This window comes from Streptomyces sp. HD, from assembly GCF_028369295.1.
In the GTDB taxonomy this organism is placed as follows: Bacteria; Actinomycetota; Actinomycetes; order Streptomycetales; family Streptomycetaceae; genus Streptomyces.
Map to the genome: position 1 here is coordinate 107,226 of NZ_JAQMYP010000003.1, position 12,719 is coordinate 119,944.

The window sequence follows — 12,719 nt, forward strand, 5'->3', positions numbered from 1 at the left end:
GATCGAGATGACCATCCTGGTCGGCTACGTCCCCTCCCCCGAGGGCGAGGCGGCCCTGCGGGCGGGGATCGACGAGGCCCGCCGCCGCGCCGAGAAACTGCTGGTGGTGAACACCACCCGGGGTGATGCCCATGCGGACCCCCGTTTCGCCCAGGAGCCCGACCTGACCCATGTGCGCGAGGACCTCGCGGCACTGGGCGTCGCCTTCGACGTCCGCCAGGTCGTCGGTGCCCGTGACGCCGCCGAGGAGATCATCGACCTCGCGGAGACCATGGGTGCCTCCCTGGTGGTGATCGGTTTGCGGCGCCGCAGTGCGGTCGGCAAGCTGATCATGGGCTCGGCGGCCCAGCAGATCCTGCTGGGCGCGGGCTGCCCGGTGCTGGCCGTGAAGGCGGAGGGCTGACGATGCTGCTGCGCACTTTCGGCTGGTCGTTCGTCGTCACCGTGCTCGGCCTCGCCTTCGCCGCGTGGCAGTGGGGCTGGGAGGCGTTCGGGATCGTGCTGATCCTGTCGATCCTGGAGATCTCGGTGTCCTTCGACAACGCGGTCGTCAACGCCGGGGTCCTGAAGAAGATGAACGCCTTCTGGCAACGCATCTTCCTCACCGTCGGCATCCTGATCGCGGTGTTCGGGATGCGGCTGGTGTTCCCGGTGGTGATCGTCGCCATCAGCGCCAAGGTCGGTCCGATCGAGGCCGTCCAGCTCGCCCTGGACGACCCCGACCGCTACGAGGACCTGGTCACCGACGCCCACCCGGCGATCGCGGCCTTCGGCGGCATGTTCCTGCTGATGATCTTCCTGGACTTCATCCTGGAGGACCGCGAGATCAAGTGGCTGACCTGGCTGGAACGCCCGCTCGCCAAGCTCGGCAGGATCGACATGCTGTCGGTCTGCGTCGCGCTCGTCGCCCTGCTGGCCACGGCGATGACCTTCGCCACCCACGCCCACGTCAGCACGGGCCACGCGGACAAGGCCGCCACCGTCCTGCTCTCCGGAGTCGCCGGCCTGATCACGTACCTGGTGGTCGGCGGCCTCTCCGCCCACTTCGAGCACCGGCTCGAAGAGGAGGAGGAACATGAGCACGAGGAGGCGGAGAAGGCCAGGGCGCAGGGCAAGCCGGTCTCAGCGGTCGCGCTCGCCGGGAAGGCCGCGTTCTTCCTCTTCGTCTACCTGGAGGTCCTGGACGCGTCCTTCTCCTTCGACGGCGTGATCGGCGCCTTCGCCATCACCAACCACATCTTCTGGATGGCGCTGGGCCTGGGCATCGGCGCGATGTACGTCCGCTCGCTGACCGTCTACCTGGTCCGTCAGGGCACCCTCGACGACTACGTCTACCTGGAGCACGGCGCCCACTACGCCATCGGCGCCCTCGCCGCGATCCTGCTGATCACCATCCAGCACGAGATCAGCGAGTTCATCACCGGCCTGATCGGCGTCGTCCTGATCGCCGCGTCCTTCCTCGCCTCCGTCCGCCGCAACAGGGCACTGGCGGCAGCCGGGGAGGGCGAGTCGACGTCGGAGGAGGAGGACGAGGACGCGGAGGTGACGTCGAAGGCGTGACGGGCCGGGCGAAGGCCGGACGGGCTCCCAGGCAGGACACGGGGCGTTCCGGAGCGGCCACGGGGCGTTCCGGACGGGACACGGGGCGTGATCTGAGACAAACGTGGTCTGCGACATAGTCCTTTTCGCCCGATTATGGCTAGCTGGATGTGCTTGCCTCGCGCACAGCGTCGCGTCATCCGACGCACCGTCCCTGTCGTCGTCCGCCCGGGAGACCCATGCGCCTGCGCGCCCCCACCTTTCCGCGAAAAGCCTCACCTTCCCGCGTAGCCTCCGTTCCGCCCCTCGCCCTGGCCGGCGGCGCCCTGGCCGTCGGTGTGGGCGGCCTGTATGTCGCCGGGCTGCTGCTCGCGGGCGGCGACATAGACGCCGGCACGACAGTGCGCGGCGTCGACATCGGGGGCCTGAGCCGCGCGGAGGCCGTCCGCAAGCTGGAGGACCGGCTGAACCCGGCCGCCTCCCGCGAGCTGGCCGTGACGGTCGGCGACCGCAAGGGCACGGTCGATCCCAGGCAGGTCGGCATCACCTTCGACTACGAGAAGACCGTCGACCGGGCGTCGCGCACCGAGGACGCCAACCCGTTCACCGTGATCGGCGGCCTCTTCCGCTCCGGCGGCGCCGTCGAGCCGGCCGTACGCGTCGACGAGGACAGGGCCCACTCCGGCCTGGAGAAGCTGGCGAAGTCGCTCGACACCAAGGTCCGCGACGGCGCCGTCACCTTCGAGAACGGCCAGGTCCGCCCCACCGTCCCGCGGGGCGGCCACGCCCTGGACACCGATGCCGCCGTCGACCCCCTGCGCGCCGCCTTCCTGCGCGGCGAGGCCGATTCCGTCACGGCGCTGCCCGCCCGCGAGACCAAGCCGAAGGTCACCGCGGCGGAGGTGGACCGGGCGGTACGCCAGTTCGCGCAGCCCGCGATGTCGGCGCCGGTCATGCTCAGCGCGGCCGGCGAGCGGTTCAGCATCGGCCCGGCGGTTCTCGGCGAGTACCTGACGATGCGGCCCGATGGCTCCGGCAAGCTCGCCCCGGAGCTGGACGCCAAGGGCCTGCGCGCCTCCCCCGCGGTGGCCGAGCCCCTCTCCGAGCTGCCGGCCAGGCCGCAGAACGCCACGCTGAACCTGGACGGCGACCAGGTCGTCGCGGCCGACGACGCCAGGTCCGGCGTACAGATCACCGACCAGGCTCTGAACCAGGCCGTACTGCCGCTGCTCACCAGGTCGGGCTCCGCCCGCACCGGCGAGGTCGCCGCCCGCGTGGCCCGGCCGCAGGTGACCGCGCAGAACGCCGAGCGGCTGGGCCTGACGGAGAAGTTGTCGTCGTTCACCGTCAACTTCGAGCCGGCGCCGTACCGCACCAAGAACATCGGCCGGGCCGTGGAGTTGATCAACGGCTCCCTCGTCCTGCCGGACAAGACCTGGAGCTTCAACCGGACGGTCGGCGAGCGCACCGAGGCCAACGGTTTCACCGAGGGCGTCATGATCTTCAACGACGAGTTCAAGAAGGCACCCGGCGGCGGTGTGTCGGCGGTCGCCACGACGATCTTCAACGCGATGTTCTTCGCCGGGGTGAAGCCGGTCGAGTACGGCGCCCACTCGTTCTACATCGAGCGCTACCCGGAGGGCCGCGAGGCCACGGTCGCCTGGGGCAGCCTGGACCTGAAGTTCCGCAACGACACCGGCAACGCCGTCTACATCCAGGCCGAGTCCACCGACACCTCGGTCACCATCACCTTCCTCGGCACCAAGAAGTACGACGACATCGAGTCGGTCACGGGGCCGCGCACGAACGTCAAGGAGCCGAAGCGGAAGGTGAGCACCGACAAGAAGTGCGTGCCGCAGACTCCGCTGGAGGGCTTCGACGTCACCGTGCAGCGGGTCTTCTACGCCGACGGCGAAGAGGTGAAGCGGGAGCCGTTCCGCACCCACTACACCCCGCGCGACGAGATCGTCTGCGAGTGACCCCCCGGCGACGGGTGGGGCGCTCGCGTGCGGAATCCTGCCACGTGGTCAGCGGTACAGGACGACAAGGGATGCAAGCAGGAGCGCTGCCGCGGCGGAGAGTCCCAGGATTCGGTAGCGGCTCGACGCGGCCAGCGCGAAGAAGGATGCCCACGCTCCGCCCGCGATGGCCGCGGCCCAGCAGCCCGCGGTCGCCTGCGCGGCGGCGAGAGGTATCGGCGCCAGCAGGAGCGTCGGCGGGATGACCGCGAGCCGCGGCCCGATGCCCAACTGCTTGTAGACGACGATCAGGGTGACGAGTGCCGTCGCGAACGTGAGGGGGAGGGCGGCCAGATCCCACCAGGTGAAGCAGAGGCCGTCCGTCGTCTCGCATGACTGATCGTTGTGATGACCGACCCAGGAGAAGAAGAGGCAGGCACCACCGGCCAGCACCGCGCCGGTGGCAGCTGCTCCGGATACGCGTGCCGCTATGGGCCGGGGTTCTGCGTGGGGCGTGTTCATGCCTACAGACTTCCTTGAACGGGGGCCGGGGGCCTGAGTAGGAATACTCAGGCCCCCGGCCAGTTGTTTCTGTCTGTTACCTCCCCTGAAGCGTCTGCTCCAGGGCGTTTGCGTAGAGGCGAGCCCCTGCGGGCTTCGGGTGGAATGACTGCATGGAAGGCTTCGGAGCATCGTTGTCCGCCTGCTCCCGCCCGGTCTCCACGATGCCGTGGATGCCTTCGGGACTGCCGCAGACACCCTTGCCGTCGAACTCGTCCCGCGGGTCGGAGAAGACCGCCCATGATCCGGCGTCCGCGGCGGCCCCCTTCATCTCGGTCGCGAGGTTGTCGGCCAGATCGCGGATCCAGGTGTTCTCGACGTCCTCGTAGGCACCGGGAAGGCAGCTGTGGTCCTTCTCCACCAGGCGCGGGTAGCCCATGAGGACGACCTTCGCGTGCGGTGCCTTGTCATGGATGGCCTTGAGGGTCTTCACGATCTGCGGCCGGACCCCGTCGTGCAGCCACTTGGGCGCCCAGTCCTTCAGGTCCCCCGTCGTACCGCTTGTCTTGTCGCCGGTGGCGGGATCGATGTTGTCCAGCTCGGCGTACGGGCACGTCTTCAGGGCCGGGATCGGGATGTCGATGCACTTCGTCATGATGTCCGTGAAGCGCGCGTCGTTGCCGCCGATCGACAGCGTCACCAGGGTGGTGTTGTCGTCCAGGTAGCCCGCCTGTAGCTGGGGTACCTCGCTGGAGTCCTGCGGCTTGTTCAGGATGTTGTAGGTGCGGGCGCCGGAGCAGGCCGTGAAGTGGTAGTCCATGTTCGGATCGAGGCTGTCGGCCATGGATCCGATCGACTTGCCGTAGCCGGGCAGGGTCGCCTGCCGGGACCAGGCCAGCTTGGAGCGGTGGCACTTGTTGGTCTGGCTGCTGGCGTTCTTGTCGTAGTGGTCCGTCTCCGCGTACAGATCGGCGCCACCGGGCGCGGTGGATCCTTCGCCCGACGAGTACGAGTCCCCCATGGCCACGACGAAGTTGGCCGGCTTGGCCGCAAGGGGCTGGAAGGCGACGGCGCCCCAGGCGATGTCCTCGTCGGCCGTTCCGTCCGCCGTGTTGTTGGACAGCTCGACCCGAGGGGTGCCCGTGAAGTGGAACACTCCCAGGCTGACCCAGCCGCCGGCACGCTGCTGCACGACCCGCTTGGCGCTCTTGCTGTCGGAGCCGTCCACCACGTAGGTGGCCTGCCGGGTGTGGGCGCCGGTGTCGGGCAGGTGCACCAGCACCCGCGCCCAGCCCAGTTGGCGCCCGAGGGTCCACTGACCCTTCATCGTCATCCGGTTGCCCTCGCCGCCGAGGTTGTCCGCGTTACGGGTGTGGGAGTACCAGAAGTGACCGCCGTCGCCGCCGCCGACCGAATACAGATCGGCCTTCGCCTCGTAGTGCTTGTCCCAGTCCGGATGGAAGGTGAACTGGAACGAGCCTGCCGACTTCGCCTTCCCGCACTTCGACCAGGTCTCGGTTCCGTTGGGAATGGAGGTGACGACGTCGGCGCCCTTGGGTGCGGTGTCGCACACCGGCTCGCCGCGCTTGAGCCTGGTGCCGGACCCGGGCTCGGACCTCAGGGTCTGGTACTTGATGTTCTCGTGCCCGCAGGTCTGGTCGCAGGCCGGTTTCCAGGTCGCGTTCTGCTGGGTCCACCAGAACTGGCGGTAGCAGGCCTCGTCCGGGCAGTCGACCGGGTTGGCCGGGTTGCAGTTGTTCTTCTGGTTGCAGAAGGTGTCCAGCGGCGGGCTGACGCTGGAGCGGTTGACGACGCTCGTCCACCAGGCGGGCTGGAAGCCCGCCGAGGAGAACCCGTCCTCGCCCGGCCAGTCCTGACGGCCGTCGGTGGAGTAGGAGAAGCCGGTGTCGATGGACCAGGCCGCCCAGCCCATCACCTTCTCCTCGTAGGGCCAGTCCTGCGGATGCGCCGCGTCACGGATGTTGTCCTTGTCGAGGCTCACGTCCATGAACGGGTGGTCCCAGGCACCCTTCTTGTACATCGGGTTCGCGGGGTTGTTGTACCAGCCCAGGCCCCACTTGCCGCCGTTCTGCCCGGCGGCCGACTTGGGGTTGAAGCCGAGGTTGTAGTTCCAGGCGGCGGTGAACCAGTTCTCCACGCGGGAGGGATCGTCGTTGTTGACCGTGATCTTCTGCCCGTCGGTGTGCACCTCGTTCCACTTGTCGGCGAGGATCTTCATGGAGGCCGCGATGTTGGCGGCGTAGTCGACCGCGATGATCTTCTGGAGCTTCGGGTCGAGGCTCGTCTCGTGGTCCTTCTCATGCCCCTTCAGGCGCATGCCGTCGGTGACCTGTCCGACGCCGTAACCGCAGTCGGACTTCTCCCAGTTGATGCGCCAGTAGCCGAGGAGGGTGTCGTTCGCCTTGTGGCCGTAATAACCGTCCACGGCGGCCAGCGGGTTGCCCATCTGGCCGGGGATCGCGCCGGATTCCGCCTGCCACAGGTTGGATTCCTGCGCCAGGATGCCGAGCAGGACGTTGGCGGGGATCCGGCCGCCGCCGTTCAGCTTCGGGAGGGGGAAGAGCCCCTGCGGGTCGATCGAGCCGAGCCCCGCCTGGCTGCGGTAGCCACCCTGACGGAGCCAGTTGCCGTGCAGCTCTCCGCGTACGGCCATGTCCACCGCCCACTCGACCTGGTTCGGCGTCGGCTGCAGCGCCTGGGCACTCATGTCGTTGCGGGAGACGGAGCACCAGCGGTCGGTGTCACGGGGATCGTGGGAGTCGGGAGCGTCCACCCTGCCTGTCCGTGCGCGCGGCTTCGGGTCGCCGGCCAGGGCAGGGGACAGTCCGTTGCCGGAGTCCTCCAGCATGGAGGAGGCGACGCGCTGCTCGACCTCCTTGCCCGTCGTCGTGGCGGTCGAGGTGACGGTGATCGTGGTGTCGTCGTCCGCCGTCCCCGGGGCCGTCCCGGAGCGGGAACGCACCCCCGCCTGCGGCTCGTTGGCCTTGTCGAAGCCCTTTCCGGCCCCCTTGATGCGGGTCAGTCCGGCTCGGACGCCGGGGGTGAGGACCGTGTCGACGGCGAGGCGGCCGTGGGAGGAGACGTCGGTGTCGGCCGGCGCGTCGACCTGGGTGACGCCGCTCCCCCGCACCTTCACCTTCTCGGGACGGCCGGTGAGGAAGACGCGGCCCTGCGCGCCGGATTCGAGAGCGAGGTCGCCGAGGGGTCCGGTGGCGACCGTACTCGGCTTGCCCTGGCCGCCGTACACCTTCGCCTGCGCCGTCTTCGTGCCCTTGCGGTCCATGAAGCCGATCCGGTCATCCGCCATGGGGCGGATGTCGAAGGGGATGCTGTCGCCCTTGGCGAGTCGGCGGATCTTCCCCTCGCCGTCGATGTGGACGAGATCGCTGCCGAGGCCGGCGACGACGCCGTCCTCCACCGGGGCCGCCGACGAGACCTGCCCACGCAGTTCGCCCGTGTTCGCGACCGTCCGGCCGTCCGTGTCCACCGTGATCACACGCGTCTTCACCTGCGCCATGTCGTTCATGTCGCGGTACTGGGTGAAGGCGGCCGTGTGCGTGGTGGTGTTGCAGGTCGGGTCGAAGTAGGCGAGCGTGGCGGTGAACGGCAGCTTCGTCACCTCGCCCGTCCTGGTGTTCACGATCGCCGTGAACGCCCCGCCCTGCATCAGGTCGGGCTTGTTCGTGAACGTGCGGGGTGCGTACACGGCGGCGACGTGGGAGTCGTCCATGACGCACTGATTGCCCACCCATGAGTCGGCGGGCATGCCCGGCTCCGCCAGAGTCGCCGCGGTCTTCCACTCGTACGCCTTGCTGCTGTCGGCGACGAGGATCCTGAAACCGTCGCTGTCGGCCGCGCCGGTCACCGCGCGATCCTTCGACGTGTTCCACCCCGCGCCCAGCTCCTTGCCGGGATCCTTCACCTTTGCGGGAAGCTCCGACGGCTTGTCACGGCCGGGTTCGGGCTGAGGTGCGGCGGCTGCCGGGACGGCCTGAATCAGCCCTCCGGTCAAGGCGGCGCACACGGCTATGGCGGCCAAGGACGCGCGAGTTCGTCTGCTCTGTCTCCCCAACAGAGTTTCCCCGTTTCATATGTGACGCACCCGCCCCACCCATCAGAACGACGGACGACGGGACGGATGCGAAGGTGGTCGTGCACGGGGAACCCCGACCAGGCGTGGCCCCCCGCTGGTCGCAGCGGAACTTATCAGTAACTTGTGTCGCCGCGTCGCGGCCCGACCACGCCGCCGGAGGGCGCGTCAGTCCGCCTGAGGCAGGCGGGACATGGCAAGCGATCCCCTCTGGAGCACCACAGCGCGTCTCACCCGTCGCTCGCGCTGGAAGGCTCAATTTCAGTCAACTGTGACGCCCATGACCCGCCGGTCTCGCAACGGATTTACCGACAACTCACAAGCCATGCACATGATTTACACATCGGGAGGGTCACCGAAGATGGACTATTTCACGCCAGTTGGAGCGAGAGGGCGAAAAAGTATCTGTTGTCACCTGGTTCTCACCTGTGTCTAGGGTGACTGCTGCACGCGACGGACCTGACCGCTTCGTCACCGTGCACGTCAGTTCACAGGCGACCGGGGGAACAGTGTCGCCACGGGGGAGGAGTACATCGTCATGCCGCGATGCCGTCTGTCCATGCCTGGAAGTGAGGGCCGAGGGGCCACCACCGGACAGCCGCCGGCCCTGCTTCCGGCCCATGCCTGAGCAGTCACCGCCCTGAGGCAACGCAACGAACCTCTCCGCATGCCCGCCGGCAGCGGTCGTTCTGCTGTCCGGATGCAGTGCGGGCGACTCGACCGCCGCCGGTGTTCCGTCGGCCGACAGCGCATCAGCGAGTACGCGAAGACCGCGAAGACGTGCTGGTGCTGAACACGTACGGCCCTGGCCGAACCACAGCGCACCACCACTACGACATCACCATGGAGAACACCTCTTGATACGCAGACCGCTGGCTTCCGCCCTCCTGGCCGCAACCACTGCCGGAACCCTCCTGATGGGTTCAGGCTCACTGGCGCAGGCGGCGGAACCCACCGCGGAGCCGTCGGCCCCGACCGCCCAGGAACCCACCGCAGAGCCGACACCGGACCCGGTGAACCCGGTGATCGCCAACTACGACGGGAGGAAGATCAACCTCGCCGAGTCCTGGGAAGGCGCCAACATCTGCAGCGAACTTCCCGACGGCGAGGTCCACTGCTACGACACGAATGAGGAATCCCTGGCGGACCCGGCCCTGCCTGCCAAGGTCCGCGAGGAAACCCTCAAAGCCACCAAGCTCCGGGCTGCCGACCCGCGCGACAACTGTGCCGCCGACTACTGGTGCCTGTATCAGGACGCCAACTACAAGGGCAGGCGTCTCCAGTTCTCCAGCAGCGGCAAGAAGGACCTCGGCGACTACGGATTCCGCGACAAGCTCAGCTCGGTCTACTACTGGGTCGGCCGCTGGTCGCTCAACTACGGAACCGCGACGATCTGGGACTCCCGTTCGTGGCCGCTGCACGACCGGGAGCGTGAGCTCGTTCCCCCGCACGGCTGGGCGAACTTCAAGAACATGGACTACCCCGGTGGCGGCAACTGGGACAACAAGGTCGATGTCTTCCAGGTCAAGCGCAACTGAGAAGCACGACGGCCGTCGGACACCCCGGAGACCGGGAGTGCCCTGACCGAAACGGCGCCGTGGGCCCCTGTAGGCCCACGGCGCCGTTGCCACTCCTCGCCGGTCAGTCGGATGCCGGCGTTGGGTACGAAGGCGGCAGGCTGCGGGCCACCCCGTCTCATGGCTGGTCGCGCGGTCGCCGACGGCCTCTCGGAGAACGAGACATCCGCACATCCGGACATCCGGACGTCTCAGCGGCCGCCCTGGCCGCATCCTCATCCGTATGGAGCAGTCGCCGGGTATGAGCGAGGCGTTCCGCCTGGTTGGTCGCCGTCCCGAACCTGATCCCCTGGAGGGGCATCTGACGGACCGACGGAAGACCTCCGCATGAACATGCTCATGCGTCCCTTCCCAAGGCGCGCCAAGGAGCTTACGGCGGGTCGGTAGAGCGTTCGTGCAGCGTTCTCCCGGTGACGACTGCGGCCCGACGGTATCGCGGCAGCGTTTCGACAGGTCAGATCGTTTCTGCACCGATAGCGCTTGGTGGGGCGGGTGGGACTCGAACCCACGGCCGACGGATTATGAGTCCGCTGCTCTAACCGGCTGAGCTACCGCCCCATAGCGGCGTGTCGCGTACAAGTGTGCGCGCCGTCTGCCGCAGCATAGCCGCTCATACGATCTCCTGCTTCGTATGGTCGACTTCGCCTGCCCTGAAGGACTCCGCCACGACCTGCACGGTTCCCACGACAGGTGATCAGACATGAAAAAGGACCCCTGAGGGGTCCTCGTTCAGCATGCTCCCCCGACTGGACTCGAACCAGTAACCTGCCGGTTAACAGCCGGCTGCTCTGCCAATTGAGCTACGGAGGACCGAGCTCCCCCGACTGGACTCGAACCAGTAACCTGCCGGTTAACAGCCGGCTGCTCTGCCAATTGAGCTACGGAGGAATGCCTCGTTGCATCGAACGTACCTACCTGGGTATTCGCCAGGGGGCGTGCGCTCGCTGCGACACATACATTAGCGCAAGCAGGGGGGTGCTCCGCCAATCGGTTCCCCCCGGCGCCGACGCCGCACCAGGGACCTACGCAAGGGAAGGGTGGCCGCCATGCGCTACCGGCTCACGTTCGCGATCGGACTCGCCGTCGGTTACGTCCTCGGGACACGCGCCGGACGCGAGCGCTACGAGCAGCTGAAGAAGTCCGCCCGGGCATTCGCCGAGAACCCCGCGGTCCGCAACACCGCCGAGTCCGCGGCACAGCAGGGCCGCCACTTCGCGGGCAAGGCGTACCACACGGTCAGCGAGAAGGTGGGAGACCGAGTCCCGGAATCGGTGGCCCAACGCGTCCGCTCCCTACGAGAGCGCAGCGCCCACAACGGCGGCGCGGAGGACGACTGGGGCACCAGCAACACGTAGCAGCACCCCTGGCGCCGGTTCCTGCAACGCCGCTGAAAGGGGCGCGGGGCACTGCGCGACCGGCCCCGCACAACCCGCACCCGGAAAACCCCACGCACCCGCACCGCGCCCACGGCCCAAGCCAGCGCAGCGCTACGGCACAATTTGGGCCATGGGGATAGTCGCCGGGCTGGACAGTTCGCCCGATTTCACTCGCATCGTCGTCTGCGACACGGACACAGGCGCCGTGCTCAGGCAGGGGTATGCCTCGCACCCGGTGGAATCGCCGGACGGCGGCCGCCCCTCCGACATCGATCCGCAGGCCTGGCTGCTGTCCCTGGGCGAGGCGGCGGGCGGTGGGCTGCTCGAAGGCGTGCAGGCCATCGGCGTGTCGGCGCAGCAGAACGCGTTGGTCCCGCTCGACGCGCAGGGCAACACCGTGCGCCCGGCGATGGTCGGCGGCGACAAGCGGGCGCAGGTCGCGGCGGCGGATCTGATCGACGCGCTGGGCGGGCGTGAGGCGTGGGCGCAGGCCGTGGGGTGTGTGCCGCAGGCCGCGCAGCCGGTGACCAAGCTGCGCTGGCTGGCCAAGACCGAGCCGGAGAACGCCGTACGCGCCGCCGTGCTGATGCAGGCGCACGACTGGCTGGTGTGGCAGCTGCTCGGCCGGCCCGTGAGAAGGACCACAGATCGCGGGGGTGCCTCCGGAACCGGCTACTGGTCGGCGGCGACCGGCGCCTACCGGAGCGATCTGGTCGAGCTGGCGCTCGGCCACCAGGCGATGCTGCCCGAGGTGATCGGGCCGGCCGAGGCGGCCGGTACGACTCCCGAGGGGCTCCTGATCTCCGCGGGGACCGGGGAGACCATGGCCGCCGCCTTCGGGCTCGGCATCGGGCTGGGGGACGCCGTGGTGTCGCTCGGCGCGTCCGGGTCCGTGATGGCCGTCCATCCCGAGGCGCTCGTCGACAGCAGCGGGATGATCACCTCGTTGGCCGACGCGACCGGAATGCACCTCCCGGTCGTCACGACCCTCAACGCGGTGCGCACCCTGCGCGGCACCGCCGAACTGCTGGGCATGCCCGACCTGGAGAGCCTGTCCGACCTGGCGATGAAGTCGACGCCGGGTGCGCACGGTCTCGTACTGCTGCCGTATCTGGAGGGTGAGCGGACGCCGCATCTGCCGCACACCGCGGGGACGCTGGTGGGGCTTCGGCGGGAGTCGATGAAGCCGGAGCATCTGGCGCGGGCGGCGTTCGAGGGCATGCTGTGCGGGCTCGCGGACGCGCTCGACGTGCTGCGCGGTCGGGGTGTCGAGGTGCGGCGGATCTTCCTGCTCGGGGCGGTCGCCGAACTGTCGGCCGTGCAGGCGGCGGCGCCCTCGCTGTTCGGGGTGCAGGTCGTCGTACCGCAGCCCGCGGACTATGCGGCGATCGGCGCCGCCCGGCAGGCGGCCTGGGCGCTCGGTGTGTCGCAGGGCACACTCGACCCGCGTACCCCGCCGGTCTGGCAGGGTGCGGCCGCGCAGGTCCTGGAGCCCGGCGAGGAGCTGGCGGTGGGGCAGGCGGTGCGGCAGCAGTTCGTGTCGGTCCGGGAGCAGACCCACCCCGGAGCGTTCCGGCCGTAGCGGAACGTAAGAGACCGGTAGGAGTCGTACCCATAAGGCCGTACGGAGCCCCGCTGACGGCTTAATCAGTTGAGG

General features: G+C 68.6%; 8 protein-coding genes and 3 tRNA genes. 6 read left to right on the forward strand and 5 right to left on the reverse strand.

The features are described from left to right. The first annotated feature begins 7 nt into the window (after positions 1 to 7). From POF73_RS03915 to POF73_RS03925, 3 genes are all read left to right on the forward strand, one after another. Positions 8 to 403, forward strand: a complete 396-nt coding sequence (locus POF73_RS03915) for a universal stress protein (protein WP_272113008.1) — start codon at positions 8 to 10, stop codon at positions 401 to 403. 2 nt (positions 404 to 405) lie between these two features. Then, entirely contained in the window at positions 406 to 1,560 is a 1,155-nt protein-coding gene (locus POF73_RS03920; RefSeq protein WP_272113010.1) for a DUF475 domain-containing protein, read from the forward strand. Positions 1,561 to 1,778: 218 nt separating this feature from the next. Further along, entirely contained in the window at positions 1,779 to 3,518 is a 1,740-nt protein-coding gene (locus POF73_RS03925) for a VanW family protein (RefSeq protein ID WP_272113011.1), read from the forward strand. Positions 3,519 to 3,566: 48 nt separating this feature from the next. Here the strand turns inward: POF73_RS03925 and POF73_RS03930 are convergent, their stop codons facing one another. Further along, on the reverse strand, positions 3,567 to 4,019 hold the full coding sequence (locus POF73_RS03930) for a hypothetical protein (RefSeq protein WP_272113012.1): 453 nt from the start codon (positions 4,017 to 4,019) through the stop codon (positions 3,567 to 3,569). Positions 4,020 to 4,095: 76 nt separating this feature from the next. Next, complete coding sequence (locus POF73_RS03935) at positions 4,096 to 7,941, reverse strand: SGNH/GDSL hydrolase family protein (RefSeq protein ID WP_272113013.1); 3,846 nt, start codon at positions 7,939 to 7,941, stop codon at positions 4,096 to 4,098. A 1,025-nt stretch (positions 7,942 to 8,966) separates the two neighbouring features. Between POF73_RS03935 and POF73_RS03940 the strand changes: the two genes are divergently transcribed. Continuing rightward, entirely contained in the window at positions 8,967 to 9,647 is a 681-nt protein-coding gene (locus tag POF73_RS03940) for a peptidase inhibitor family I36 protein (protein WP_272113014.1), read from the forward strand. 520 nt (positions 9,648 to 10,167) lie between these two features. On the opposite strand, the gene POF73_RS03945 is transcribed toward POF73_RS03940, so the two are convergent. From POF73_RS03945 to POF73_RS03955, 3 genes are all read right to left on the reverse strand, one after another. After that, a tRNA-Ile gene (locus POF73_RS03945) sits at positions 10,168 to 10,244 on the reverse strand. Positions 10,245 to 10,423: 179 nt separating this feature from the next. Continuing rightward, positions 10,424 to 10,496, reverse strand: a tRNA-Asn gene (locus POF73_RS03950). Between the two features lie 5 nt (positions 10,497 to 10,501). After that, positions 10,502 to 10,574: transfer RNA gene (locus POF73_RS03955), tRNA-Asn, on the reverse strand. Positions 10,575 to 10,732: 158 nt separating this feature from the next. Here POF73_RS03955 and POF73_RS03960 point away from each other — a divergent pair. Both POF73_RS03960 and POF73_RS03965 read left to right on the forward strand, forming a co-directional pair. Then, on the forward strand, positions 10,733 to 11,041 hold the full coding sequence (locus POF73_RS03960) for a YtxH domain-containing protein (RefSeq protein ID WP_272113015.1): 309 nt from the start codon (positions 10,733 to 10,735) through the stop codon (positions 11,039 to 11,041). A 151-nt stretch (positions 11,042 to 11,192) separates the two neighbouring features. Next, entirely contained in the window at positions 11,193 to 12,644 is a 1,452-nt protein-coding gene (locus tag POF73_RS03965; protein ID WP_272113016.1) for a xylulokinase, read from the forward strand. Positions 12,645 to 12,719: the final 75 nt, after the last annotated feature.

Coding starts and splice junctions, on each gene's coding strand:
- POF73_RS03930 (WP_272113012.1), bottom strand. CDS start 4,019: ATGAACACGCCCCACGCAGAACCCCGGCCCATAGCGGCACGCGTATCC.
- POF73_RS03960 (WP_272113015.1), top strand. CDS start 10,733: ATGCGCTACCGGCTCACGTTCGCGATCGGACTCGCCGTCGGTTACGTC.
- POF73_RS03925 (WP_272113011.1), top strand. CDS start 1,779: ATGCGCCTGCGCGCCCCCACCTTTCCGCGAAAAGCCTCACCTTCCCGC.
- POF73_RS03915 (WP_272113008.1), top strand. CDS start 8: ATGACCATCCTGGTCGGCTACGTCCCCTCCCCCGAGGGCGAGGCGGCC.
- POF73_RS03965 (WP_272113016.1), top strand. CDS start 11,193: ATGGGGATAGTCGCCGGGCTGGACAGTTCGCCCGATTTCACTCGCATC.
- POF73_RS03920 (WP_272113010.1), top strand. CDS start 406: ATGCTGCTGCGCACTTTCGGCTGGTCGTTCGTCGTCACCGTGCTCGGC.